25 protein-coding genes are annotated in these 26,188 nt (G+C 58.5%); 14 read left to right on the top strand and 11 right to left on the bottom strand.

Going from position 1 to position 26,188, the window contains the following annotated elements:
* Window positions 1–26 precede the first annotated feature (26 nt).
* On the bottom strand, window positions 27–2,627 hold the full coding sequence (gene acnB, locus AB7M22_RS09615; protein WP_032835413.1) for a bifunctional aconitate hydratase 2/2-methylisocitrate dehydratase: 2,601 nt from the start codon (window positions 2,625–2,627) through the stop codon (window positions 27–29).
* Window positions 2,628–3,034: 407 nt separating this feature from the next.
* Between acnB and AB7M22_RS09620 the strand changes: the two genes are divergently transcribed.
* Complete coding sequence (locus tag AB7M22_RS09620; protein ID WP_048394589.1) at window positions 3,035–3,505, top strand: DUF1289 domain-containing protein; 471 nt, start codon at window positions 3,035–3,037, stop codon at window positions 3,503–3,505.
* Window positions 3,506–3,626: 121 nt separating this feature from the next.
* Here the strand turns inward: AB7M22_RS09620 and AB7M22_RS09625 are convergent, their stop codons facing one another.
* Window positions 3,627–4,490, bottom strand: a complete 864-nt coding sequence (locus AB7M22_RS09625) for a universal stress protein (RefSeq protein ID WP_454186086.1) — start codon at window positions 4,488–4,490, stop codon at window positions 3,627–3,629.
* A gap of 161 nt (window positions 4,491–4,651) precedes the next feature.
* On the opposite strand from AB7M22_RS09625, the gene miaE reads away from it, so the two are divergent.
* The 3 genes from miaE (at window position 4,652) to AB7M22_RS09640 (ending at window position 7,467) form a co-directional block, all read left to right on the top strand.
* Window positions 4,652–5,260, top strand: coding sequence for a tRNA-(ms[2]io[6]A)-hydroxylase (miaE, locus tag AB7M22_RS09630; protein WP_007906324.1), 609 nt, complete (start codon window positions 4,652–4,654; stop codon window positions 5,258–5,260).
* A 212-nt stretch (window positions 5,261–5,472) separates the two neighbouring features.
* Window positions 5,473–6,180, top strand: coding sequence for a winged helix-turn-helix domain-containing protein (locus AB7M22_RS09635; RefSeq protein WP_454188780.1), 708 nt, complete (start codon window positions 5,473–5,475; stop codon window positions 6,178–6,180).
* Window positions 6,181–7,467 (top strand): ATP-binding protein, encoded by a 1,287-nt coding sequence (locus AB7M22_RS09640; RefSeq protein WP_454186087.1) that lies wholly within the window; start codon window positions 6,181–6,183, stop codon window positions 7,465–7,467. It abuts the gene before it with no gap.
* 206 nt (window positions 7,468–7,673) lie between these two features.
* Here the strand turns inward: AB7M22_RS09640 and AB7M22_RS09645 are convergent, their stop codons facing one another.
* From AB7M22_RS09645 to AB7M22_RS09660, 4 genes are all read right to left on the bottom strand, one after another.
* A complete protein-coding gene (locus AB7M22_RS09645) occupies window positions 7,674–8,162 on the bottom strand; it encodes a GFA family protein (RefSeq protein WP_454186088.1) in 489 nt (162 codons plus the stop codon).
* 194 nt (window positions 8,163–8,356) lie between these two features.
* Window positions 8,357–8,974: a DNA-3-methyladenine glycosylase family protein gene (locus AB7M22_RS09650; RefSeq protein ID WP_454186089.1), complete on the bottom strand. Its 618-nt coding sequence runs from the start codon at window positions 8,972–8,974 to the stop codon at window positions 8,357–8,359.
* 75 nt (window positions 8,975–9,049) lie between these two features.
* Window positions 9,050–9,862: an isocitrate lyase/PEP mutase family protein gene (locus tag AB7M22_RS09655; RefSeq protein WP_454186090.1), complete on the bottom strand. Its 813-nt coding sequence runs from the start codon at window positions 9,860–9,862 to the stop codon at window positions 9,050–9,052.
* A gap of 45 nt (window positions 9,863–9,907) precedes the next feature.
* The gene (locus AB7M22_RS09660) at window positions 9,908–10,990 is read right to left on the bottom strand and encodes a bifunctional transcriptional activator/DNA repair enzyme AdaA (RefSeq protein WP_454186091.1); all 1,083 of its coding nucleotides are present in this window, start codon (window positions 10,988–10,990) and stop codon (window positions 9,908–9,910) included.
* Between the two features lie 125 nt (window positions 10,991–11,115).
* On the opposite strand from AB7M22_RS09660, the gene AB7M22_RS09665 reads away from it, so the two are divergent.
* The gene (locus AB7M22_RS09665) at window positions 11,116–11,529 is read left to right on the top strand and encodes a VOC family protein (RefSeq protein WP_008010255.1); all 414 of its coding nucleotides are present in this window, start codon (window positions 11,116–11,118) and stop codon (window positions 11,527–11,529) included.
* A gap of 3 nt (window positions 11,530–11,532) precedes the next feature.
* Here AB7M22_RS09665 and AB7M22_RS09670 read toward each other — a convergent pair whose 3' ends face one another.
* Window positions 11,533–12,153 carry a LysE family translocator gene (locus tag AB7M22_RS09670; RefSeq protein WP_454186092.1) on the bottom strand — a complete coding sequence of 207 codons (621 nt, stop codon included), beginning with the start codon at window positions 12,151–12,153 and terminating at the stop codon, window positions 11,533–11,535.
* Window positions 12,154–12,467: 314 nt separating this feature from the next.
* Window positions 12,468–12,758 (bottom strand): hypothetical protein, encoded by a 291-nt coding sequence (locus AB7M22_RS09675; RefSeq protein WP_007906938.1) that lies wholly within the window; start codon window positions 12,756–12,758, stop codon window positions 12,468–12,470.
* Window positions 12,759–13,165: 407 nt separating this feature from the next.
* Here AB7M22_RS09675 and AB7M22_RS09680 point away from each other — a divergent pair, with 407 nt between their 5' ends.
* From AB7M22_RS09680 to AB7M22_RS09705, 6 genes are all read left to right on the top strand, one after another.
* Window positions 13,166–13,663: a Csu type fimbrial protein gene (locus AB7M22_RS09680; protein ID WP_454186093.1), complete on the top strand. Its 498-nt coding sequence runs from the start codon at window positions 13,166–13,168 to the stop codon at window positions 13,661–13,663.
* A gap of 197 nt (window positions 13,664–13,860) precedes the next feature.
* Window positions 13,861–14,361, top strand: coding sequence for a Csu type fimbrial protein (locus AB7M22_RS09685; RefSeq protein WP_454186094.1), 501 nt, complete (start codon window positions 13,861–13,863; stop codon window positions 14,359–14,361).
* A gap of 195 nt (window positions 14,362–14,556) precedes the next feature.
* The gene (locus AB7M22_RS09690) at window positions 14,557–15,054 is read left to right on the top strand and encodes a Csu type fimbrial protein (protein ID WP_454186095.1); all 498 of its coding nucleotides are present in this window, start codon (window positions 14,557–14,559) and stop codon (window positions 15,052–15,054) included.
* Between the two features lie 30 nt (window positions 15,055–15,084).
* On the top strand, window positions 15,085–15,873 hold the full coding sequence (locus AB7M22_RS09695) for a fimbrial biogenesis chaperone (protein ID WP_454186096.1): 789 nt from the start codon (window positions 15,085–15,087) through the stop codon (window positions 15,871–15,873).
* 216 nt (window positions 15,874–16,089) lie between these two features.
* Entirely contained in the window at window positions 16,090–18,444 is a 2,355-nt protein-coding gene (locus AB7M22_RS09700; protein WP_454188781.1) for a fimbria/pilus outer membrane usher protein, read from the top strand.
* Between the two features lie 61 nt (window positions 18,445–18,505).
* Window positions 18,506–19,465, top strand: a complete 960-nt coding sequence (locus AB7M22_RS09705) for a Csu type fimbrial protein (protein WP_454188782.1) — start codon at window positions 18,506–18,508, stop codon at window positions 19,463–19,465.
* Window positions 19,466–19,534: 69 nt separating this feature from the next.
* On the opposite strand, the gene AB7M22_RS09710 is transcribed toward AB7M22_RS09705, so the two are convergent.
* Window positions 19,535–20,710: a PAS domain-containing sensor histidine kinase gene (locus AB7M22_RS09710; protein WP_454186097.1), complete on the bottom strand. Its 1,176-nt coding sequence runs from the start codon at window positions 20,708–20,710 to the stop codon at window positions 19,535–19,537.
* A 290-nt stretch (window positions 20,711–21,000) separates the two neighbouring features.
* Window positions 21,001–21,927, bottom strand: coding sequence for a LysR family transcriptional regulator (locus AB7M22_RS09715; protein ID WP_454186098.1), 927 nt, complete (start codon window positions 21,925–21,927; stop codon window positions 21,001–21,003).
* Between the two features lie 225 nt (window positions 21,928–22,152).
* Here AB7M22_RS09715 and AB7M22_RS09720 point away from each other — a divergent pair, with 225 nt between their 5' ends.
* Both AB7M22_RS09720 and AB7M22_RS09725 read left to right on the top strand, forming a co-directional pair.
* Complete coding sequence (locus tag AB7M22_RS09720) at window positions 22,153–23,448, top strand: dicarboxylate/amino acid:cation symporter (RefSeq protein ID WP_008010252.1); 1,296 nt, start codon at window positions 22,153–22,155, stop codon at window positions 23,446–23,448.
* Window positions 23,449–23,459: 11 nt separating this feature from the next.
* On the top strand, window positions 23,460–24,950 hold the full coding sequence (locus AB7M22_RS09725; protein ID WP_454186099.1) for an amino acid racemase: 1,491 nt from the start codon (window positions 23,460–23,462) through the stop codon (window positions 24,948–24,950).
* A 189-nt stretch (window positions 24,951–25,139) separates the two neighbouring features.
* Here AB7M22_RS09725 and AB7M22_RS09730 read toward each other — a convergent pair whose 3' ends face one another.
* Window positions 25,140–25,352, bottom strand: coding sequence for a DUF1059 domain-containing protein (locus AB7M22_RS09730; RefSeq protein ID WP_007906931.1), 213 nt, complete (start codon window positions 25,350–25,352; stop codon window positions 25,140–25,142).
* A gap of 226 nt (window positions 25,353–25,578) precedes the next feature.
* On the opposite strand from AB7M22_RS09730, the gene AB7M22_RS09735 reads away from it, so the two are divergent.
* Window positions 25,579–26,166: a LysE family translocator gene (locus tag AB7M22_RS09735; protein WP_454186100.1), complete on the top strand. Its 588-nt coding sequence runs from the start codon at window positions 25,579–25,581 to the stop codon at window positions 26,164–26,166.
* The last annotated feature ends 22 nt before the right edge of the window (window positions 26,167–26,188 follow it).

The raw sequence follows: 26,188 nt of genomic DNA on the forward strand, positions 1-26,188 counted from the left end.
GCGGCGTTTTTTATTGCTTTGTAGCGTTAGGCTTGAACGACCGGGATGTTGGCGTTCGCAGCAGCTTCACGGAACTCGGCGATCTGGTCGAAGGACAGGTAGCGGTAAACGTCGGCCGCCATGCTGTCGATCTTGCCAGCGTATTCCATGTACTCCTCGACGGTCGGCAGGCGACCCAGGATGGACGCAACGGACGCCAGCTCGGCCGAAGCCAGGTAGACGTTCGCGCCGTCGCCCAGACGGTTCGGGAAGTTACGGGTCGACGTCGACACAACAGTCGAGTTCGGCTCTACACGTGCCTGGTTACCCATGCACAGCGAGCAGCCTGGCATTTCCATGCGTGCGCCGGCCTTGCCGTAGATGCCGTAGTAGCCTTCTTCGGTCAGCTGGTGAGCGTCCATTTTGGTCGGCGGCGACAGCCACAGACGGGTTGGCAGCTGACCCTTGACCTGTTCCAGCAACTTGCCGGCAGCGCGGAAGTGACCGATGTTGGTCATGCACGAACCGATGAACACTTCGTCGATCTTCTCGCCAGCAACGCTGGACAGCAGACGGGCGTCGTCCGGATCGTTTGGCGCGCAGAGCACAGGCTCCTTGATGTCGGCCAGGTCGATTTCGATGACTTCAGCGTATTCGGCGTCAGCATCGGCAACCATCAACTCAGGGTTGGCGATCCAGGCTTCCATCGCTTGAGCACGACGTTCCAGGGTACGTACATCACCGTAGCCTTCACCGATCATCCAGCGCAGCAGGGTGATGTTCGATTGCAGGTACTCGGTGATCGACTCTTTCGACAGCTTGATGGTGCAACCGGCAGCCGAACGTTCGGCCGAGGCGTCGGACAGCTCGAAAGCCTGTTCGATGCTCAGGTTGTCCAGGCCTTCGATTTCCAGGATGCGGCCGGAGAAGGCGTTCTTCTTGCCTTTCTTCTCGACGGTCAGCAGGCCAGCCTGAATCGCGAAGTAAGGAATGGCATGAACCAGGTCACGCAGGGTGACGCCCGGTTGCATTTCGCCTTTGAAGCGCACCAGGATCGATTCCGGCATGTCCAGCGGCATTACGCCGGTGGCAGCGGCGAATGCGACCAGACCGGAACCGGCCGGGAACGAAATGCCCATCGGGAAACGGGTGTGCGAGTCACCACCGGTACCGACGGTGTCCGGCAGCAGCATGCGGTTCAGCCAGCTGTGGATGATGCCGTCGCCCGGACGCAGGGAAACGCCGCCGCGGGTCATGATGAAGTCAGGCAGGGTGTGGTGGGTGGTCACGTCGATCGGCTTTGGATAAGCCGCGGTGTGGCAGAACGACTGCATCACCAGATCAGCGGAGAAGCCCAGGCACGCCAGGTCTTTCAGTTCGTCACGGGTCATTGGACCGGTGGTGTCCTGGGAACCCACGGTGGTCATCTTCGGTTCGCAGTAGGTGCCTGGACGTACACCGGCTACGCCGCATGCCTTGCCGACCATTTTCTGCGCCAGGGTGAAACCCTTGGTGCTTTCGATCGGGGCATCCGGTTTCTTGAACAGGTCGAACGCTGGCAGACCCAGTTCGGCGCGAGCCTTGTCGGTCAGGCCACGGCCGATGATCAGCGGAATACGACCGCCGGCACGGACTTCGTCCAACAGCACAGGGGTCTTCATTTCGAAGGTGGTGATGACTTCGTCGGTACCGTGCTTGCAGACTTTGCCAGCGTGCGGGTACAGGTCGATCACGTCGCCCATGTTGATGTTGGTCACATCGAATTCGATTGGCAGTGCGCCGGCATCTTCCATGGTGTTGTAGAAGATCGGAGCGATCTTGCTGCCGAAGCAGAAACCGCCAGCACGCTTGTTCGGCACGAAAGGAACGTCGTCGCCGAAGAACCACAGCACCGAGTTGGTGGCCGATTTACGCGACGAACCGGTACCGACCACGTCACCGACGTAGGCGATCGGGAAGCCGCTGTTGCGCATTTCTTCGATCTGCTTCATCGGACCGATGGAGCCTTGCACGTCCGGCACGATGCCGTCGCGAGCCATTTTCAGCATGGCCAGGGCGTGCAGCGGGATGTCCGGGCGGGACCAGGCATCAGGAGCAGGGGACAGGTCGTCGGTGTTGGTTTCGCCAGTCACCTTGAACACGCGCAGGCTGATCTTGTCGGCCAGCACAGGGCGATTCTTGAACCACTCGCCGTCGGCCCAGGATTGCAGAACGCCTTTGGCGTGAACGTTGCCGTTCTTGGCGCGTTCAGCAACATCGTGGAAAGCATCGAACATCAGCAGGGTGTGCTTGAGTTCTTCGGCAGCTACTGGTGCCAGTTCGGCGTCGTCCAGCAGATTGACCAGCGTCACGATGTTGTAGCCGCCTTGCATGGTGCCGAGCAGTTCAACAGCGCGTTTCTTGTCGATCAGAGGGGATTTGGCTTCGCCTTTGGCGAGGGCAGAGAGGAAACCGGCCTTTACATAGGCCGCTTCGTCCACGCCTGGCGGAACGCGATTGGTGATCAGGTCAACGAGGAAAGCTTCTTCGCCAGCCGGGGGATTCTTCAGCAGCTCGACCAGGCCTGCAGTTTGTTCGGCGTTAAGCGGCTGGGGAACGATACCCAGTGCTGCACGCTCTTCGATATGTTTGCGGTAGGCTTCAAGCACAGTTATTACCCTCATCAGTGGTCCCAAATGGGTGTCCGGGACGCTCATCCCGAAATTGCCGTACTCATGCGCTGCGTGGCGTTGTGGGCCGCTTAGCCAGAATTACCGGCAATTCCTTACAGAAGCTGCTTTCAAAGTTTTACGCCTGCAGAACGGGGAGCTGATGAGGGTTGGCGTCAGGTTTTTCACCGCTGAAAAACCCTTCGCCAACACCGCTCTGAAGGAACGACTGTGCTCGTGACGCTTTGAAAACAGCTTCTAACGGACATTGGCGCCTTAAAAGGCTGGCTGATTCTACGGCAAAAAAAATTTAAAGGTAAGTTAGCCCTCGAATTTTGAGGGGTGATGAATGTTAGACAAAGGGCTAACATGCCGACCTGTTCTGCTTTCCCGTGTTTTGCCTACCTATGCCCAATCAGACCATCAAGACCCCCTGCGTCGGCCTCTGCTCCACTGTTTACGGTGATCTGGTGTGCCGTGGCTGCAAGCGTTTCCACCATGAAGTGATTCACTGGAACGGTTACAACGAGGAAGAAAAACGCGCGGTGTGGCTGCGTCTTGAGCAACTGTTGTCGCAAGTGATGGCCAGCAAGGTGGAAATTTTCGATCCCGCGTTGCTGCGTCTGCAGCTGGAGCAGCGCAAGATCCGCTTTGTGCCGCATCAGTCGGAATATTGCTGGGCTTATCAGCTGATCGCCCGGGGTGCGCGGGTCATCAACAATTTGGAAGCCTACGGGATGGTGCTGCTGCCGGAGTTTCGCGACTGGAACCTGCCGGAATTGCGCGATGCCATTGATCGGGAATTTTTTCTGCTCTCGGAAGCGCATTATCAGCGCTACATTGCGCCTGGTTTCCTCAAAGACGCCTTCGGCGGCTGAAAAGCATCGCGGGCAAGCCACGCTCCCACAGGGTTTGTGTCGTGCACAATGGTTGTGATCGACACAAACCCTGTGGGAGCGTGGCTTGCCCGCGAAGGCGTCCTTATTGGCGCTGCCTATATCAATGCTGGGTCACGATCTCTTCCAGATGATCCATGACTGTATCCGGCTTGAGCACCAGCACATCGCTTTCCAGCGCATCCAGCACCACTTCCGCCGTATTGCCGATCAACGCCCCTGACAACCCGGTCCGCGCCACGGTGCCGATCACCGTCACGGAGGCCCCCAGCTTATGGGCCATAAACGGAATCAACACATCCGCCGGACCTTCCTCGATATGCAGATGGTCATCATCAATGTCGAACTCGGCCTGGAACGCCTTGCATTGCTCGCGGTAACTGGCCTCGATGGTTTCTTTTAGCTGAAACGTCGGGTCGGCCGCCGACAGCATGGGCGACGGGTGAGCGCTGATCACGTGCAAATGGGCCTTGGCCAGGCTGGAGATGTCGTAGCCATGATCGATGATACTGGCGTGCAAGGTGCGGTGTTCGCCGTCGAGGTTGCCGACATCGATGGCCGCCAGGATCACGCCGCCGGTCCAGGGTTTCGAGGTTTTCACCAGCAGCACCGGAGTAGGGCAGTAGCGCAGCAGTTTCCAGTCCGCCGGGGTCAACAGGGCTTTTTTCAGCGGGCTGTCAGCGAAATGCTGCTTGACCACCAGCCCGCAGCCTTCGGCTTGCTGCACATCGACGATGGTTTCGTGCAGGCTGTCGTTCCAGGCTTGTTCGGTGGTGACGCTATAGCCGTCCTCCAACAGCGCTGCCTTGAGCACGCCGAGCATGCCAGCGTGATCGTGCTTTTTATCGCAGACCAGCAGGTGCAGATGGGCCTGGGTCACGCCAGCGATCAGTTTGGCCCGTTTGAGCGCCAGGCTTTCCGAGTGTTCGGGTTCGATGACCACCAGGATGCTGCGAATGGCTTGCATGATCGGGATCTCCATGAAGATAAAAAACACTGCGTTGGACAACTATAGTTGCTGGTCGGCATTCGGCGACTTGATGCATATCAACGGTTGGCGTCTGGTGGTCTGTCGGCAGGCCGGTATAATCGGCGCCCTTCGTTCTGTACCTTTTATCCGTGAGCCCCATGATCCTTCCCGAAATTCACGAATTCCTTGGCTGCCGCACGCCCGATGGCTGGGTCCAGGCGGCGCTGGCCGATCAGGAAACCCTGCTGATCGACCACAAAAACTGCGAATTCAAGGCGGCCAGCACGGCGTTGAGCCTGATTGCCAAATATCACTCTCACGTCGATCTGATCAACCTGATGTCGCGCCTGGCCCGGGAAGAGCTGGTGCACCACGAACAGGTCATGCGCCTGATGAAGAAGCGCAAGATCGAGCTGCGTCAGCTGTCCGCCGGGCGTTACGCCTCGGGGCTGCGCAAAGTGGTGCGCAGCCATGAACCGGTGAAGCTGGTGGACACGCTGGTGGTCGGCGCCTTCATCGAAGCCCGCAGCTGCGAGCGTTTCGAGGCGTTGGTGCCGCATCTGGATGAAGAACTGGGCAAGTTCTACTTCGGTCTGCTGAAAAGCGAGGCGCGGCATTTCCAGGGTTACCTGAAGCTGGCCTATCAGTACGGTGACGCCAAGGACATTGCCCAGGTGATCGACAAGGTTCGTGACGCCGAGCAGGCGTTGATCGAGTCGCCGGATGTGGAGTTTCGTTTTCACAGTGGTGTGCCCGCCGCCGCATAACCTTGTAGGAGCGAGGCTTGCCCGCGAAGGCGATCTCAAGGACGATTTTGCCGGCAAGCCGTGCTCCTGCAATTGTTAAAAACTCTTAAAAGAATGAAACATCGCCAAAAACCGGCCCTCATGGCCGGTTTTTGCTGCCTGCGATAACTGTCCTGCCACTGATTGGCGCCATAATGCCTACCACTTCACTCAAGGGTTGGCAAACGGTCGTTATGGATAACCTGGGTTTTGGCAAAGTACTGCTGGTGGAAGATGACGAAAAGCTTGCCGGGCTGATCGCGCATTTCCTCTCACAACACGGTTTTGAGGTCCGCGAGGTGCATCGCGGTGACCTTGCGCTGGCCGCTTTCCTCGAGTTCAAGCCGAAAGTTGTCGTACTCGACCTGATGTTGCCGGGCAAGAGCGGCCTGCACGTGTGCCGCGAGATCCGCAGCGTGTCGGACACGCCGATCGTTATCCTCACCGCCAAGGAGGACGACCTCGATCACATCCTCGGCCTGGAGTCCGGTGCAGACGACTACGTGATCAAACCGATAAAGCCACCGGTGCTGCTGGCTCGTTTGCGCGCCTTGCAACGTCGTCAGCTGCCGGACAATAACGTGAGCAGCGCGCTGGAGTTCGGCCATTTGAGCATCGACCGCAGTTGCCGCGAAGTGCGGTTGGCGGGCGAGGGCATCGAGCTCACCACCATGGAATTCGAATTGCTGTGGTTGCTGGCCAGCGCCGCCGGCAAGACGCTGTCCCGCGACGATATCCTCAATCGCATGCGCGGTATTGCCTTCGACGGCCTCAATCGCAGTGTCGACGTCTACATCAGTAAATTGCGCGGCAAGCTCAAGGACAACCCGCGCGAGCCGGTATGCATCAAGACCGTGTGGGGCAAGGGTTACCTGTTCAATCCGTTCGCGTGGGAGTTGTAGATGCTGCGGTTATTTCTCGGGCTGTTTCTGGTGATGACGGTCGGGCTGGTACTGGCGCTGCAAACGGTCGAGCGCACGTTCGATGCGTTGCTTGACCATGAGATGCAGGCCTACAACCAGGAAGCGGTGCGCGGTCAGGCCTGGTCGCTGGCCGAACAGTTGCGCGGCCTGGATGGTCCGGCCCGGGAGCGACAACTGGAAACCGTGCGCCCCCACTACGGCTTGGGCCTGACCCTGGTCGAGACCGATCAACTGTCCCTGACCGATCAGGAAAAAGCCGAGCTGGCCCAGGGAATGTTGGTGATTCGCGACAAATACACGCAATTCATCTCGCGCATCGACAGTGGCCCGCAGTTGCTTAGCATCAAGCTGGCAGCCGAGCCGAGTCTGATGCCGTTCTACATTGCGGCGGCCTACCTGATGATCGCGGTGATGATCGGTTTCGTGCTGTTTTTCTGGGTGCGACCGCATTGGCGGGATCTGGAGAAACTGCGTCTGGCGGCCGAGCGATTCGGCGATAACGACTTGTCGTCGCGGATCCAGCTGTCCAAGCGATCGAACATTCGCGACCTGGCCGAACACTTCAACCTGATGGCGGCGCGCATCGAGGGCCTGATCGCCAATCAGCGAGAGCTGACCAACGCGGTGTCCCACGAACTGCGTACGCCGATTGCGCGGTTGTCGTTCGAACTCGATCAACTCAAGCAACAAACCGATCCGACCCAGAATCGCGAACTGATCGCCGACATGTATGCCGACCTCAGTGAACTGGAAGAGATGGTTTCCGAGCTGCTGACATACGCCAGCCTTGAGCGCGGCGCCACGGTGATTGCCCGGGAGAATATTCAGGCCAGCCACTGGCTCGACAGCGTGGTTGGCAGCGTGGCGCTGGAGGCCGAGGCCGCCGGGGTGCAACTGCTGATTGTTGAATGTCAGGTGGACCAGGTCCGCATCGAACCGCGTTTCATGGCCCGCGCGGTGATCAATTTGCTGCGCAATGCCATTCGCTATGCCGACGAGCGGGTGGAGGTGTCGTTGGTGCGCACCGGCGATCATTACGAAGTGCGGGTTAACGATGACGGGCCGGGCGTGCCGCTGGACGGGCGGGCGAAAATCTTCGAGCCGTTCTCTCGCCTGGACGCCAGCCGCGACCGCCGCACCGGTGGTTTTGGCCTGGGGCTGGCGCTGGTGCGACGGGTGTCGCAATCCCATGGCGGGCAAGTGGAAGTGGTGGATTCGCCGTGGGGCGGGGCGTCGTTTCGCATGACCTGGGCGCATGTCGATTAACTGTGGCGTTCTTGCGGACGCCTTCGCGGGCAAGCCTCGCTCCTACAGGGTTTTGTGAACGACACATTACCGTAGGAGCGAGGCTTGCCCGCGAAGAGGCCATCAGCAGCACCATCTCTTCAAAAGGTATAAACCACCTGCCCAACCAACGACGTCTGCATCCTTTGACAGCTTTGTCGGGAAACTGTCAAAGACTGTAAAGCGACCTAACGGCTCAAACCCAGGCGCTCATGCCATTGGGCGATGGATTCCTCTGGATAGACGTCGAACTGCTGATCGCCCGGATGCGCCTCGACTTCTACCCATGGTGCCTTGGAGCCGAGCATCAGATGCGTGTGTTCTGGTGGTACCGGCAACGGGGTGTCGATGGCCGAGGCAAATGGGTGAATCAACTCCGGCCATTCAGGGCTGAACAGCCATAATCCCGAGCCGCAAAGGGAACAAAAGTGCCGCTCGGCGGTGCTGCGGCGGGCGCGTTTGTCACCTTCTTCCTTGAGTCGCGCATGGTAAATCGAGATGTGTTTGCGACCACGCACCTTGAGGCTGGCGGCATCGCCAGCGATGTTGATCGTATAACCGCCACCGCCCTGGGTCTTGCGACAGATCGAGCAATAGCAACGCTGATAAGGGTAGGGATTGGCGCTGGTCAGGCTGAACGACACCGCGCCGCAATGGCAGGAGCCTTCGAGCTGCATGGGAACCTCCGACAGGGTTGGGATGACTCAAGACAGCCTAGACGGTCAGTGTTCCTGGACTTGAATTTATGCTGGATGTGCCGGTGCTATCGCGGGCAAGCCCGCTCCCACAGGATTTGTGTCGATCCTGAATATTTGTGATCGACACAAATCCTGTGGGAGCGTGGCTTGCCCGCGATGAACGATAACGCGCTCTACCGGTTAGGCACCCGCCACAAATACCATGCCGCCGCCGTCCGATAAGGGCGCCACGCCAACCCGATTTCAATCATTTGCTTACGCGTCGGCTGTACCTCCAACCCCTTCAGCCGCCGATACCCCTCACGCACGCCAAAGTCATCGGCCGGCAAAATGTCCGGCCGCTCCAGGCTGTAGATCAGCAGCATTTCCACCGTCCAGCGACCCACTCCACGCAAGGTAATCAAGCGCTCGATCAACGCTTCATCGTCCATGGCCAGGGCCGTGGGGTAATCCGGCACCACGCCGTCCAGAGCCGCCTGGGCGATGCCCTGAATGGTCGCGATCTTGCTGGCGGAAAACCCGCAACCGCGCATCTGTTCGAAGTCTGTCGCCAGAATCTGCTCGGGCCTTGGGAAGGTGCTTGAAGGAAACAACGCCAGCAGCCGGCCGACAATCGCATCGCCGGCCTTTGCATGCAGTTGCTGATAGGCAATCGCCCGTACCAGCGATTCGTAAGGGTCGCGAGCCGCATGGGGCTGATGCAGGCAGGGGCCGATGGCGCTGATGTGGCGTTGCCAGTCGGCGTCGAGGGTCGAGAGAAATTCGCTGGCCAGTTGATAGGTGTCGGGCATGGAGCATCCTGAAGCGCGGGTGACTGCGGGGGAGATTAGCCCTCACCCCGCAGCGCCGCACCCCATTGCTTGCGGTCAAACTTTGCCGGTGGGGGCCAGCAGGGCGTTCACTTGGCCATACGTGAAGGCCTTGAGGTCGCTGCTATCGAGTTTTCCGGTGTCCAGAAAGCTTTTGGCCACCGACGCCATGGCGCCGTAGAGGAACTCGGCGATGCTCGAGCCGGCGCTCAAACGGCGCACGCCGAGGGCTTGCAGTTCTTCAGGAGAAGGCAGGCTTGCGAAACCCAGCACGTTCACCGGCAGCGTCGTGCCACGGCACAGCGCTTGGATCTCATACGCCGCCGTGACACCCGCCGCAAACAACCCATCGGCACCGGCGGCCTGATACAACGCGGCTCGTTTGAGTGTTTCTGCGACGCGATCTTCGGCCGGTACCAAGCCCTTGAGATACACGTCGGTGCGAGCGTTGATAAACAGCTTCACGTCCCGGCGATCGGCGACCTGGCGAGCGATTTCGATCTTGCGGGCCAGCAGGTCGGGCAGCGAAGCTCCGTCCTCGATGTTGATCCCCACGGCACCGGCGGCGATGACGGCGTCGATCACTTCCGCGACCCGCCCCAGGTCATCGGAATAACCGGCCTCAATGTCCACGGTCAACGGCACCGTGATGACTCGGGCGATGGATTCGACGGTGGAAACGAGACGTTCAAGCGGCAAGGTATTGCCATCCGGGTAACCGTGAACCCAAGCCACCGCCGCGCTGCTGGTGGCGACGGCCTTGCTGCCCAGCTGTTCCACCAATCGCGCCCCGGTGGCATCGGCGACGTTGGTCAGAATCAGCAGGCCGCTCTGGTGCAGTTGGTGGAATTGGTTGTCGAGTATGTCCATCGAATGTCCTTCCTTATGACTTTCTGAAAAGAAATGGCGGCGTGATCAGAACGCGAGTTGTTCGGTGATTTGCACCGCGGCGCTTTCCAGCCTGAGCAGAAACGCCTTGCGCGGTTGTCCTCCACCATAGCCGGTCAACGAGCCGTCTGCACCGATCACCCGGTGACAGGGCAGGATAATCGCCAAGCGGTTTTGTCCGTTGGCCAGGCCCACGGCGCGACTGGCGCCGGGCTTGCCCAGTTGCGCGGCGATGGCTCCATAAGTAGTGGTCTGGCCGTACGGGATTTTTATCAGCTCGGCCCACACTTGCCGAGCGAAAGCGCTGCCGGGCAGGTGCAGTGGCACGTTGAATTCGGTCCGTTTGCCGGCGAAGTATTGCGCCAGTTCTGCTTCGATTTGCTGCAAATGCCCGTTGTGTCCGGGTGCCACGGCGTAGCCATAACGGTTTTGCAATTCTTCGATTTCCTTGGTCAGTGCCGGTCGATCGAGAAATTCCAGCAGCACCAGCCCACGCTGTTCGGCCATGGCGATCATCGGCCCCAGTGGTGTGGTCAGCCGGGTGAACAGCAGTGGCTCGCTGTGGGCGGCGCGGCCGGGCGTGATATGGAACGACTTTTGAAACGCATCGCGAAAGCCGCTCAGGGATTCGTAGCCGGAGTCGAACGCAGCGTTGTCGATGGATTCGCCCTGTTTGATGCCACCGAGGGCGATGCCCAGGCGCCGGCTGCGCAGCCAGGCGTGAAAGGTCATGCCGAAATGCTGCTTGAACCAGCGGCGCAATTTCAACGGTTCGATGCCCTCGGCGAGCAACTGGGCATCAGTCCAGCGCAGGTCGGGGTCGGCGTCCACGGATTTGAGCAGTCGCTGCACCCAGTCCGGCGCGATGGCCGCGGCGTCCAGTGGCTTGCAACGCAGACAGGCCCGATAGCCCGCCGACATCGCCTCATCGGCATGAGCGAAAAACTCGACATTTTCCGGCTTTGGTTTGCGCGCCGTACAGCCGGGGCGGCAGAAAATGCCAGTGGTTTTGACCGCGGTAAAGAACACCCCCTCGTAGGCGGTGTCGCGTTCGAGCATGGCGCGAACCATCTCGGCGTGGGGCGGCAGTAAAGCGTTTTGTAGGTTCATGGGCTGAGCATATGCTGCGTCGCCCGGCGCCTCCACCGGAAAATCGACAATGAATTTTTAGGGGCCTGAGCTACAGTCATCGGGTTACCGATAATCCTGTAAACGTTATTTTCAGGAATCATCCTATGCAACCGTTCACGATCAAACACATCGATCACATCGTCCTGCGCGTCAAGGATCTGGAACGAAGCATCATTTTTTACGGCGAGGTACTCGGCGCCGAACTGGTCAAGCGGCGTGACGATCTGGGCCTGGTGCATTTGCGTGCGGGCACCTCGATGATCGACCTCGTCGACATCCAGGGCGAACTCGGCCGCAAGGGCGGTGCTGCCCCTGGCCGCGAACAGCGCAACGTCGATCACTTCTGTCTGCGCATCGAACCGTTCGACGAGGAAGCGCTGGTCAGTCACTTGCAGTCCTTCGGCCTTACCCCCGAGAAAGCCGCCGTGCGTTTCGGCGCCGAAGGCCACGGGCTGTCGATCTATTGCTTCGATCCGGACGGTAATCAGGTCGAACTGAAAGGGCCGTCCGAAGGGTAAGGATCACGCCCGTTTCGCCATCAATAACACCGAAGCCGCCGTCGACAACAACCCCGCGCAGCAACGGTTGAATAGCCGCTTGCCCCGTGGTTCGGCGAACCAGCGGCGCATGTGCAGGCCCATGTAGGCGTAGGCGCTGATGGCGATCCATTCCAGCAGCAGGAACAACGCGCCGAGTACGACGAATTGCGCGGCAATCGGTCGAGTCGGGTCGACAAATTGCGGCAGGAATGCGGTGAACAGCAAAATGGCCTTGGGATTACCCGCAGCCACCAGAAACTCCTGCCGCGCCAGAGCGACAATACCAATTGGTGCGGCGGTCACAAGCTGCTCGGCCTCGGGATTGGCGCGCCACAATTGCCAGGCCAGGTACAACAAGTAAGCGGCGCCGATGATCTTGATCGCATAAAACAGCCATTCCGAGGTTTGCAGCACCACCGACAACCCGGCGGCGGCCAGGGCGATCATCCCGGCAAACGCCAGCAAACGACCGACGCCGGCCACGCAGGCGCGACGATAGCCATAACGGGTAGCGTTGCTGACCGACAGTAGATTGTTCGGGCCGGGAGCCATGTTCAGGGCGAAGCAGGCCGGGAGAAACAGGGTGAGGGTGGCGAGGTCCATGACGACGGCTCCGGTAACGAGAGCCGTATTTTTATCATGAGTGACGAGTGGCCCGGCCCATACAGCGGCGAGCGCAAATCGCCGTACACTTGCGTTGGCTTGGTTAAGGCATGCGCAATCCATGTAGGAGCCAGGCTTGCCGGCGAAGGCGTCCTTAAGAGCGCCTTCGCCGGCAAGCCTGGCTCCTACAAGGGATCTCCTTCGTCATTCAGGTTGGGATCAGAGAGAAAAACAGGGGACAGACCACGATTGCCCGGCATTCTCCTTAAATCGCGGTCTGTCCCTTCTATCGTAAGATCAACCGGAAATACGCGCTATTTGATCTGCACAATCACCGGACCTTCCGTCACGATCGGCGGGTTTGCGTGGATATTCGAGGCATTTTTCTGAATCCAGTCGCGCGCGACTTTCAAGCTCGCATCGCTGCCGGCCTTGTCCGTGCAAACAGTCACCGCCGTACCGCCATCACCCGTGTTCAGCAGTGTGTAGCTTACCAGGCCTGGCACTGTCCGCAGGGTAGCTTCGACGTCGGCCTTGCGCTCTTCCAAAAGATCGAAAAGCTGTTTTGCTCCAGCACCCAAGTAGGTTCTTATAACCGCATACATGGTCGTCTCCTTTAGGAGTTACCGTCTTGATGCCAATCCAGATCCGCTAATGGCCGCTATCACTCAGGTTTCAGTTCGTCCCGATTTAATCAGCTTAGCCAAACGCCCGGCGGCGAGTGAAATGCAACGACCATCGGCCACTTTTGGCCGAAAGCGAACCTGTGTTCGCCCGTTCAACATGTGTCTATCTCCGCAGGTATTGCCCGAAAATGTACGTGTGAGATTCAGATGTGGACTAGGCTTCGGACTCCAGGCTGGACGGTCACGTTCTTTCAGGGTACTGAAAACATCTGACCGTTCCCTAAGTACTACAGGGAGTTATCGCTATGACGTTCTTGCATTGCACGCAATCCTCCTCAAATCCCCGCTGGGATGGTAGCGATACTCTGGTAGGCAAGGAGACTCGGATGCGGCGCAATAGGGGCGTTCTCGCCGGTGTCGGCATCCTGGGGACTTTCGCACTCAGCCTACTGTCCACTCAGGCCATTTCTGCCACCGCCACCGCAACGTTCGCCGTCTCCGCGAGCATCGTGGCCGGTTGCGGGATCACGGCTTCTCCCTTGGCCTTCGGCGCCTACACAGGCGTGCAAGTCGATGCCGAATCCAGCCTCTCGGTCAACTGCACCAATACGACGGCCTATAGTGTCGGCCTCGGCGCCGGGACGAGCGGCGGGACCGCGACAGCCCGGCAGATGTCCGGCACTCCCGCAGGCATCCTGTTCTATGCGCTGTACTCTGACGTCACGCGGGCGATCAATTGGGGTGACACCGGCGGCACTGGCCTCATAACCGGAACCGGCAGTGGCTCCGCCCAGGTGATCCCGGTCTATGGTCGGGTAGCAGCGGGGCAGCTTAGTCCACCGGGCACGTATGCCGACACAATGACGGCTACCGTTACCTTTTGACCTTCAAAGCTATGGTCAAGCCTGCTTCCTTCCCCAGAAAACCTATCGGCGAAATCTGTCCCTTCGTCGCAAAGGTGCGGATTTGACGTGTTAAATGCCACCTTGACTGGTTGTTTCCCCCTTGGATGCTAACCTCAGCCTGCGAATAACCCCTAAAAGGGAGTGGGAATTTGAATGGGCTCGGGGTTTTAGCAGTCATGAGCACGATGTTCAGTGCGACTGTATTGGCCGCGCAGCTTCAAGTTGAGGTCCGGGTCAATGTGCAGCGCGGTTGCCAGTTGGTTAGCCAACAGCGCGAGGCGGGTGTCGAGCAATTGGGCGTCCTCGACTTCGGCACCACCGCCCGCCTTGACGATCCGGCTGGGCCATTGAGTGCAGCACTGCTTGACGCACGTTTGCCACGCCTGGAATGCAGTCCCGATACCCCTTACCAATTACAAGTCGACGGCGGCCTGCATGGCGGCGTAGGCGAGGTCCGCTATCTGGCGGGCAGCGCAGAACGCAGCAAACCCATTCCTTATCGCCTCTATCAAGACGCTGCACGGCAGATTCCGCTGCCGGTGAATGTGCTCTTGAGTGGACGGGTGCCGGATTCAGGTACGGTGGATTTGCCTCTGTATGCCCGTATCGAACGACTGGCCGAGATCCCCCACGTCAGCCGTTATTCCGACCTTTTGAAAGTGACCGTTAGCTGGTAACCAGGCATTGACATGGCGATGGCGAATACCCGCGCGATCGCGGCGGGGGTCTATACCGACAGCCGAACGGTCACGCTGGATTGGTAAAACTCAGAGGATGGACATCATGCACATGCTGCACCAAGGATCGGATTTTCTCGTTCTGGTGCCTTACGACCTGTACGCCGACTCTGTTGCCATTGAATTGATCTTCTAGTGCGATGCCGTTCTGCCGTGCCAATCCTGATCTGCGCGACTGGTTTGCCACTGCCGCTGGCGGCGGTGACCAGTCAGAGTTTTCAGGTCAGCGCGACAGTGACGGCGGCATGTCTGGTGACGGGCGGGGTTTCCAATGACGGCAACCTCGATTTCGGCTCTCAATCGGCGCTGGCGACCAACACCGTGCAAGTGCAATTGAGCGGCGGCGTGCAGTTGCAATGCACGCCGGGCGTGACGCTGAGCATGAGCATCGATGGCGGCCAGTACAGCAGCAATGGACGGCACTTGCAGCTCGATGGCGGCAGTGCCCGAGTGGCCTATCAGTTGTTCAGTGACGCGGCATTCAGTGAGAGCTTGGGCATCGGTCAGAGCGTGGCCGTGGCCTACAACGATGCGAACGACATCAGATTGCCTATTTACGGACAAGTGCAGTTACCGGGTGATCAGCCCGGTGGGATTTATAGCGATGTGCTGCAGGTGCAGTTGTCGTGGTAGCTCGGTAGTTCGAGCATAAGGAGTAGGCATATGTGTTCACCTTCCCGCAGGTCACCGGGCGCGCGTTGCGCTTTGCTGGCGATGGTCTTGCTGGGCGCGGTCAAGGTGCAGGCGGCCAGTTCGGTGCTGATCTGGCCGATCGATCCGGTGCTTGAGGCCGATCAACAGGCGAGTGCGCTGTGGCTGGAAAATCGCGGCAACGAGACGGCCAATCTGCAGATCCGGGTGTTTGCCTGGAGCCAGAGTGGTTTCAGCGATCAGTATCAGAACCAGCGCGATGTCATTGGTAGCCCGCCGGTAGCGAAGATCGAACCCGGGCAGAAGCAACTCGTGCGCCTGACCCGTACCCGCGATATACCGCCGGGGCAGGAGTTGGCCTATCGCATCATTATCGATGAAATCCCCTCGGCCAGACCTGTGACAACTGAAGACGGCAAAACCGCTGCCGCCATTCGGTTTCAGATGCGTTACTCGGTGCCGCTGTTTGCCTATGGCGCCGGTCTGTGGAGCAAGGAAGACATGACCCGTAAACGCGACCCCAAGGGCGTCGGCTTGCCTGATCTGAGTTGGCGTAAAGTGGCGGTCGATGGGCGTTCCTACATGGAAGTACGCAATCAGGGCGCGGTGCATGCCCGACTGACCGATGTCGGGTTCAAGCAGGGCGGTCAGACACGGCCGCTGGTTGAGGGATTGCTCGGTTATGTGCTGCCGGGGGCGATCATGCGCTGGCCGACACCAGAACCGATCACCGCGGATCAGGTCTTGCAAGTACGGGTCAATGGCGCAGCGCAGGCTCAGAGTATTGCGCCGGGGCGGTGACAGCCCCGCGATGGGAACAGTGTGGCGAGGGAGCTTGCACCCGCTCGGCTGCGAAGCAGTCGTAAGACCGGCAGATGGTTCTACCTGACAAAATGATGTCGCCGATTTTGGGGCCGCTCCGCGACCCAGCGGGAGCAAGCTCCCTCGCCACACGTGTTGTGCGCGCCTGTTGATCGCCACAGTAAGGAAATGTCCATTGACGGACGTAAAGCGGCGATGAGCCACGAACGGGCTCGCAGTATCAAGCGTCCGCTGTGGGCCGCGATTGGCCTGTGCTGTCTGGTATTCGTCCACCACGGCCTGGCGGGAGACCTGCCGCCAGCCCCCAGCGGTATGGAGGCGATTGTTGACGCGCAATTGTTTCTGGAACTGGTAGTCAACCAAATGAATACCGGGCGTGTGATAGCAGTGGAGCAGCGCGGCGGGCGCTTCTTTGTACCGGTCGCGGTGTTGCGCGAAACCGGTATGAAGTTGCCACAAGAGCTTAGCGCCGAGATCGCCCTCGACAGTCTGCAAGGCCTGCATAGCGATTATGACAGCCAGGGTCAGAGGCTGTTGTTGAACGTCCCGCCGGACTGGTTGCCGGAGCAGTTTGTCGGTAGCCAGGCGTATCCGCGTACCTCTGCGTTGAGCAGTTTCGGCGCCTTGCTCAACTACGACCTGTACCTCAACGACACCGATAACAGCGGCACCTACCTCGCGGCCTGGAACGAGCTGCGGCTATTCGACAGTTGGGGCACGCTGTCCAACACCGGGCAATACCGGCGCACGATTTCCGGAATCAGCAACGGCACACTGAACAATGGTTATCGGCGTTACGACACCACCTGGCGTTACTCCGATGACGAACGTCTGCTGACCTACGAGGCGGGCGATCTGATCAGCGGCGCCTTGCCCTGGAGCAGTTCGGTGCGCCTGGGCGGTGTGCAAGTGTCGCGCGACTTCGGTGTGCGCCCGGACCTGGTGACCTACCCGTTGCCGCAGTTCGCCGGGGAGGCGGCTGTGCCATCCTCGGTGGATTTGTTCATCAACGGCTACAAATCCAGCAGCGCCGAGTTGCAGCCCGGTCCCTACACGTTGACTAACATTCCGTTCATCAACGGGGCCGGCGAAGCAGTGGTGGTCACGACCGATGCCCTTGGCCGACAGGTCTCGACCACCGTGCCGTTCTATGTCACCAGCAACCTGCTGCAAAAAGGCCTGATGGACTTCTCGGTGGCCGCCGGTACCCTGCGCCGTGACTTCGGGATTCGCGATTTCGGTTACGGTCCGGGCGTGACTTCCGGCAGCCTGCGTTACGGTCTGAACGACAGTCTGACCCTCGAAAGTCATGCCGAGGCCTCGGACGCGTTGTCTCTGGGCGGCGTTGGAGGCAACCTGCGCTTGAGCAATTTCGGCGTACTCAACACGGCGGTCAGTCAAAGCCGGTTCGACGGCAATAGCGGTCAGCAAGTCAGCCTCGGTTATCAATATAGCAGCCAGCACTACAGCGTTTCTTATCAGCGTATGCAGCGCCGCGACCAGTACGCCGACCTGACCGTTGTCGACAGCCCCTATATAAGCCTCAGCCGGCGTAGCGAGCAGTTGACCCTGAGCGTCAGTCTCAACGGCTGGGGCAGCCTCGGCGCGGGCTATTTCGATGTGCGGGCGGCCGATGATTCGCGCACCCGGTTACTCAATCTGACCTGGAGCAAGCCACTGTGGCGCAATACCAGTTTTTACTTGTCGGCCAATCGCGAGATCGGCGATAGCGACTGGGCGATGCAGGCGCAACTGGTCATCCCCTTCGACTTGCGTGGCACCCTGAGTGTGAGTGGCGAGCGCAGCAAGACAGGAGAAAGCCGCCAGCGCGTCAATTACAGTCGCGCTGTGCCCAGCGGAGGCGGCGTAGGCTTCAACCTCGGTTATGCCCACGACGAAGGCCCGGATTATCGTCAGGCCGACCTGACCTGGCGCCTGCAATCGGTGCAATTGCAGGCTGGGGTTTACGGCAGCAGTGATGCCGAAACCCGCTGGGCCGATGCCAGCGGTTCGCTGGTGTGGATGGATCACCAAGTATTCGTAGCCAATCGTATTGATGATGCCTTCGTCGTGGTCAGCACCGGTGGATTTGCCGATATTGCGGTGCGTTACGAGAATCAACGGGTGGGCCAGACGGATAAAAATGGCCATCTGCTGGTGCCGTGGAGCAGCGCCTACTATCGCGGCAAATATGAAATCGATCCACTGAACCTGCCGACCAATGTGCAGAGCTCGAATGTAGAACAACGGGTCTCGGTGCGCCGTGGCAGTGGTTACCTGCTGGAGTTTCCCCTGAGCCGGATCATTGCCGCGAGTGTTGTGCTGGTGGATGCGCAGCAACACGAATTGCCCTTGGGCAGCCGCGTTCGGCACGAGCAGAGCGGGGCGTATGCAGTGGTTGGTTGGGACGGGCTGGTCTATCTGGAAAACCTGGAAGAGCACAACGGTTTGCACGTGACCCTGGCTGATGGCCGGACCTGCCAGGCGCAGTTCACGCTGGACATGCAGCAGGACCAGGTGCCGTTGATCGGACCGCTGCTGTGTCAATGAAAACGCCAATGAATAGAACAGGGAGATGGGTGTGCAATTTTCTGATCGATGGCCGGGTAAAGTGGTTGGGCTGGTGGCGATTTTTCTGCCGTGTCAGGCTCATGCCTTATGCGATGTGGTCAGCACTTCACCGGCCGGCTTTGGCTCGATGAGTTCGATCGCAGTGCGTACCACTTTGCAAACCAGTTCCACCACCCATGCCGGTTTGAGTTGCACCGGTTCGTTGGCATCGTCGTTGGCCAGCGATGATTATTTTTACGCCACTATTACGTCGGCAACTGCAGGGGCGGTCGGGCCAACCAGTGATGTGATTGGTTACACGCTGTTTGCCAACAACAGCACCAGCTATCCGATCACTCGCGGCGTAGCGTTCGACTTCGCCCGACACTCGATCATCGATGACCTCGGCCTGCTTTCCAATCCAGCGGTTGCCAAGGCCGTGCCGATCTACCTGAATACGATTATCGGCAGTAACGTGGCTGCCGGGATTTACTCTGAAACCCTGAACATTTTCTGGAGCTGGGATTATTGCCATGACTATGGTGGCGGCGGCAGTTGTCAGGGGCGAGACATCAACAGCGGTTCCACCAGCCTGACTGTCAATATGACCGTGGACAACGATTGCACGATCACTGCGCCGAACATCAGCTTTGGCAGCGCCTCGGTAATCAGTTCCTTCGCCACCGTCACCGGCCAGACGATCAACCTGGCCTGCACCAAGGGCAGCGCCTACACGGTGGGGCTGGACGATGGTCAACATGCTGTCGGCGTGGGTGGGCGAAGGCGGATGATCTCGGGCAGCAATTACTTGGCTTACGACCTCTTCAAGAGCGCCGGAACCACCCGTTGGGGCTGCGTCAGCACGGCCCGCCGCGCCAGTTCCGATGCCGAGGTCAACCCCGGCAACGGCCTGGGCACCGGCAGCCAGATCTTCAACTACAACGCCAAAATCTACACCGACCAGAGCACGCCGCCACCGGGAACGTACCTGGACAGTGTGGTACTGGATGTGGGGTTTTAGAAAGAACCTGAACACAGGATTGCGACCGGCGCAGCAGCTGGCGCCGGGCTGAGTGAACGTCAATCCAAGCTAATTTAAGGTGCGAGGAAAGGTTGCAGTGAATGTCGTTCCGCTCGTTAGAGAAGACATTACAGCCACGTCGCCGTCGTGCGCCCTTGCGATCTCACGAACAATGAACAGGCCCAGCCCGACACTTCTTAGTTCAGCATTGTCATGACTGCCACGGATCATCGGTTCGAACAGGTCCTTGAGCAACTCCAGCGGTATGGGGGTGCCAAGGTTGTGCACCGTAATAACGACAGTTTGATCTTCGAAGCGCGAAGAAACGGTGACTTCGCTATCGGCAGCGCCGTAGGCTACTGCATTGGCGACCAGGTTGCCGATGAGCTGATACAGCCGATCACTGTCGGCAGTAAAGTCACCTTGTCCATAACGCAGGTGGGTCAACTCATGCCCGGGGAACGCCAGACTCAACTCGTCCAGGCAGTCGGCCACCAGTTCGTGTAGGTCGACTGGCTTGGGCAGGACTGCGATACCTCGCCCGACCTGCGTCAAGGTGAAATCCAGCAGATCGGCCACCAGACGCTGTGCACGCTCTGCCGAGTGGGCGATGTGGCCAAGTATTTGTGCTTGTTTAGCATCCATTTCCCTGCGGCCCAGCAGTTCCGTTGCCATTTTTATCGCCGACAAAGGGTTTCGCAGGTCATGACTGACAATCCCGATAAGTTGCTCGGCGAACAGGGCTCTGTCTTCAGCCGCGGCGTAAGTAATGCGCAGTTTGTCTTGGGTAATATCCATTACCCGTTGATCCTTGAGGTGTTTTGCCAAATGTCTTTCGGCAAGCATTCGGGCATTGAGTAGTTCGCGCTCGTACCTTTGCCGATCTTCGGCTTTGAACAGCGTCATTTCATGAAATATGCCAGCAGAACTCTCACAACGGATGGCGCTGAGCATCATCGCAATTGAATGTCCGTTGTAGTGAACGAGATCGAATTTGACATCAGCGATCACGCCCTGGATTTGCATAAGAGGGGTCCAGTACGTCCTGTGAAACATCCTCCCTTCAAGACTCATCAGGTCTTGGATGTGACGACCGAGCAGCTCTGTCCTGCGGTAGCCAATCCAGCGGCAGAAGGTGAGGTTGACCTGTGCGATCTGGCCATTTTCTGCGGTAAGCAGTAAGCCACAATCAGCTTCGTCGAAGAGGATTTCAGAACCGGGCAGCGAATCGTCATCTGCGGGCATTTGTATTCACTGACCAATGGGGCCGATATCTGGAAAATTATAGACACCACTCGCGCAAGCGGCCTAAAAATTGTCTTCTTTCACTGCGAACGGATTTATTTAGTTAAAAGGTTAATCCGAGAATCATCTTACTGTCTTGACGCTGGCGGTTGGGATGGGGGCGCTATGGCTATTCAAGTTTTTGGATTTGTAATGCGGTCGGACGAAGGTCCAAGCCCGCTCCCACAGGTACTGCGCCTTAGCTGATGGGCATTGCTTGGTTAAGGCTGCTTTTCAACAGACGAAGCAATCTAAATAGCTACAGTAGGCAAGCGCAACGAGGCACTTTCCAGGGTTTTCCAGAGATTGCGCATCGTCGGATTCTGATTGGTAATTGCGCAGTACGATCGGATTTCCAGACGCGTACTCCATTCCTCGTCCCCCGCCCTGACCAATAGCCCTCGTTCCATTTCGTCGATGGCTGCGCTTTGTGGCAACCAGGCCACGCCGTAGCCCTCGATAGCCATGCGCATCAGCAGCATCGCCATATCCGCTTCATAACAGCGCTCCAGCGCGACCGGTGCAGGGCCGTTCTTGATAACGATGTCGGCTACGCGACCAAGAAAAGTCGTTGCGGTGTAGGCGAGATAGGGGACCGGCTTGCCGGAGCTGCCGGGCAAGCGGAACAGCGGTTCGCCTCTGTCGTTTGCCGCGCATAAGGGGATGAAAGCATCGTGCCCGAGCGTCAGGCTGCCGAAACGCTCAGGGTTCAGCAGGATAGGTGCGAGAGGGTGGTGATAGACCATCATCAAATCGCAACTGCCTTCCTCTAACGCGATGACGGCATCATGAATATTGGCGGCGACCACCCGTGCATTGAACTGCTCATTATGTTGCTGGAACTGCGAGAGCCATTTAGGAAGAAAGGTCATCGAGAGGCTGTGGCCAGCCGTGACCTGGATGGATCGTCCCGGCATCCGCTCCACCTCGCGCAACGTTGAGCGCAATCTCAGTAACCCTGCCAGCGCCTCTTTGCTTTCTTCACAGAAAGTCACTCCGGCAGCTGTGAGCTGGACGGGATAGGTGCCACGGTCCACAAGCTCGACACCGACCCATTCCTCAAGTGACCGAATACGGCGTGACAGCGCCGACTGCGTCACACACCGGACCTCAGCCGCGCGCGAGAAATTTTTCAACTCGGCGATCGCTAGAAGATCATCCAGCCATTTGATTTGCATATCGTGATCTCCCGCTGTGAGAACGTCATTTTACGTTGGAATCGCCCGGCCAATGCGGCTGTTAACCAACTATTCCAAAAGCGCATAGGCCTAGCAGGATTACTCATCATGCCCGGTCGATCCGATCCTTAGAATCAGCACAGCACCAATGCCCCTCAGAGCATTGGGCGAATCAAATTGACCCTGCCAAGTAAAAAAATCCAATAACTACTTGAGGACAGCTCCGTGAAGAAAAATAAGCTTCCACGTCGAATTGCGATTGGCATTGTGCTGGGCGTGCTTGTGGGTTGGGCGTGTCACCATTTCGCAGGAAGCGAGCAAAGTGCCAAGGAAATTGCGGCTTACTTTTCGATGGTCACCGACATTTTCCTGCGCTTGATCAAGATGATCATCGCCCCCCTGGTATTTGCGACGCTGGTCGGTGGCATCGCCAGCATGGGCAACTCTCGTTCCGTGGGAAGGATCGGCATGCGGGCGATGGCGTGGTTCGTGACGGCTTCAGTGATCTCACTCATGATCGGGATGGGGCTGGTTAACCTGTTTCAACCAGGGGCCGGATTGAATATGGAGGTTGTTCAGCATGCAACCGCCGCCGTGCCAGTCAACACGGGCGATTTCAGCCTCAAGACCTTCATCAGCCATGTGTTCCCTCGCAGTATTGCCGAGGCCATGGCTAATAACGAGATCCTGCAAATTGTGGTCTTTTCGCTGTTCTTCGGATTCGCCCTGGCGGGTGTCAAACGCGCAGGCTACACGAAGATAACGGACTCCATCGAGGAGTTGGCAAAGGTGATGTTCAAGATCACCGACTACGTGATGGCTTTTGCGCCGATTGGTGTTTTCGCCGCCATCGCGTCTGCCATTACTACCCAAGGTCTTGGGTTGCTCGTCGATTACGGCAAGCTGATTGCAGAGTTTTACCTGGGGATTGCCATCCTTTGGGCCGTGTTGTTCGGCGCAGGCTATGTGTTCCTCGGACGATCGGTTTTTGACCTCGGCAAGCTTATTCGCGAGCCTATCCTCTTGGCGTTTTCGACCGCCAGCAGCGAGTCCGCTTACCCAAAAACGATTGAGGCTCTGGAGAAGTTCGGCGCTCCAAAACGGGTGTCCAGCTTCGTGTTGCCCCTGGGTTACTCGTTCAACCTTGACGGTTCGATGATGTACCAGGCGTTCGCCATCATGTTCATTGCCCAGGCGTACAACATCGACCTCAGCTTTACCCAGCAACTGCTGATTCTTTTAACGTTGATGGTCACCAGCAAGGGCATGGCGGGTGTGGCACGTGCCTCCGTCGTCGTAGTCGCTGCGACGCTGCCGATGTTCAATCTTCCTGAAGCAGGCCTGCTGCTGATCATCGGCATTGACCAGTTTCTGGACATGGCTCGCACAGCCACCAACGTTGTGGGAAACAGTATCGCAACGGCCGTCGTCGCCAAATCCGAACCCCATGAAGAACCCGTGGAGGAGGGCGAAGCACAGGCTCCAGTGCGGTCTCGATCCGAACCGGTTTCGGTTGCTTGAGGAGTTGCGTGATGAAGGTTAAAGCGAAGTCGACCAACAAGGCTTCTGTTGTCCGTAAGCTGGGTATTGTCGGTGGGCTTGGGTCACTGGCCGGGGGCGATCTGTTCTATAAATTGGTCAAGTCCAGAGCGGTGCTGGAGGACCAGGGCCGATACCATTTCCTGTTTGAGCAGCACCCTTTCAAGGATGTGCTGCTGCCTCTGGACAGCGGAGCGAGCATGACTTCGCGCAAGTTCTATGTGTTCCAGGTGTGCAAGTCGTTCGAGGAAAGTGGCTTCGATGCCGTGATGCTTCCATGCTTCGCTAGCCATACCTTCCGCGCTGAAATTCAGGAGGAGCTTGGCATTCCGGTGTTGGACATGATGGCCGCTTTGACCCGGCATGTTAGTCATGTGGTCGAGCCGCAAACGACCTTGGGTGTCATCGCCTCCGACTTTGTCCGCCATTGCGGATTGTTCGAACGACATTTCGAAAAGGATTTCAAGATTGTTTATCCGGATCCAGAAGCGCAATCGGCGTTGATGGAGGCCATGTACGGTCTGAACGGCATCAAGGACGGCCACCTGGAAGGCGTACCCCTTGAAGCGGTTTACCAGGCTTGCCTCTCAGTGCAGGCGCAGGGAGCCACGGTGATCTTGCCCGGCATGACAGAGCTTTCGCTGGTCTGTGCTGACCTGCAGCGTCGAGGGGTTGCCGTCCTGGACATCAATGAGATCTACGCGAACTTCGCCACGCTAGAGAGCGGACAGCCCAGGCGTCCCCCTTTCAAGCTGGGCATTCTGGGCGGCGTCGGGCCTGCCGCCACCGTGGATTTCATGGGCAAAGTGGTCGCCCATACGTCTGCGGGGAAGGATCAGGAACACATCAAAATGGTGGTCGAGCAAAACCCGCAAATACCGGATCGAACGGCCAATCTGCTACGAGATGAAACTGATCCCACGATGGCGATGTATGCAACCTGCAAGCGTCTCGAAAGCGCGGGCGCCAATGCCATCGCGATACCCTGCAATACCGCCCATGCTTTCGTCGAGCGTATTCAGACGCACCTGAGGGTACCCATCGTGAACATGTTGACCGAGACGGTGGAATGGATAATGCACAAATATGGTTCGGGTAAGGCGATCGGTCTTTTGGCGACATCCGGTACTGTGCAAAGCCAGGTTTATCACCAGGCCGCACGTCGTGCCGGGCTTCAAATCCTCACGCCTGGTGTCGATTACCAAACGATGGTCATGGACGCCATCTATGGACAGCGAGGCATCAAGGCCGGATTCACCCAAGGGCTCTGCAAAGAGCAACTGCTGCTGGCGGCCGAACACCTGTGTGAACTGGGGGCGGGGGTGCTGATCCTCGGGTGCACGGAATTGCCCTTGGTGCTCGACCATTGCGAGGCGTTCGAAATCAATGGGCACACCGTGGCCATTGTTGACCCCACCACGATCCTGGCGTTGAAGTGCATAGAGTTGGCAGACAAGAACCCGTCAAGCCAACGAGCCATCTGAAGCGCACAAGTGAGCGTTGAGCAAGCGCTGGGCAACGAAACCTGACATCAAACAAGCGCTCCCATACACCCCAATTCTCCGTAGGAGCTGCCGCAGGCTGCGATCTTTTGATCCTGACCCTGGCGGTCTCGGTGAAAATAAAGATCAAAAGATCGCCGCCTGCGGCAGCTCCTACGGGGGATCTCCTTATCAAGCGAGACGCGGTGCTTCAACAGGCGGGGTGCCGTCGTGAAACATTGTCTTCAGTTGAGCACGCAGTTCCGGCGAATCGGTGTGCTTGTGAACGCTGACCGCATGTTGTGCGGCGGCCTCGAGCAGTTCGTTTTCAGAGTCTGCGGACAGCGCGACCGAGCATTTGGAATCACTTGGAAACTCGCGGCAGTCGATGTATTTACGCGCCATGATCTTCTCCTCCCTACGACGAAGGCAGGCCGTGGCCTGCGTGAACGATCACTCGACGCGCCACCCCATACATCAAACACGATTGCATGCCGCTTCGAGTGTGCCGACTCTTGAAGTATAGGCCCCGACAGGCTTGCAATGACGCAGAGGGGAGTTTTCTTCAATACGTCGCTCGGGCGGCTCTTTACCTTGAGGCCTGGTTCAACTGAATTGAAGAAGGTATGCAATGAGTCTGGTTCTTTCCATGGCCGCGTTTGCGCTGGCCGCTTCCATTACCCCTGGTCCGGTGAACATCGTAGCGTTTAGCTCCGGAGCGCAGTTCGGCTTTCGCGCCAGTCAACCGCATGTGGCCGGGGCGACCCTGGGGTTCGTGCTGCTGTTGGTGTTGATGGGGTTGGGGCTGCATGAACTGCTGAAACTGTGGCCGTTCATGACACGGGTGGTGCAACTGGCTGGCGTGGCGTTTCTGTTGTTCATGGCTTTCAAATTGGCCACTGATAATGGTCAGCTCGATGCCAAGGAGTCAGGTCGGGCGCCGTCGATGCTGTATGGCGCGGTGATGCAATGGCTCAACCCGAAAGCCTGGCTGGCCTGTGTGGCGGGGATGGGCGCGTTTGTCGCCGATGGCGAAGCGCGGTTGGTGTGGCAGTTCGCCGCGGTGTATCTGGTGATCTGCTACTTGTCGGTGGGGTGCTGGGCGTATGCCGGGACGTTTTTACGCGGGTATCTGAGTAACCCGGCGGGGATGCGCCTGTTCAATCGGGTCATGGCGTTGTTGCTGGCGGTGAGTGCGGGGTATTTGCTGTGGCCGTAGGTTTGAATGGTGGTTAGCGGCA

Source organism: Pseudomonas sp. ADAK2 TE3594, from assembly GCF_053628675.1.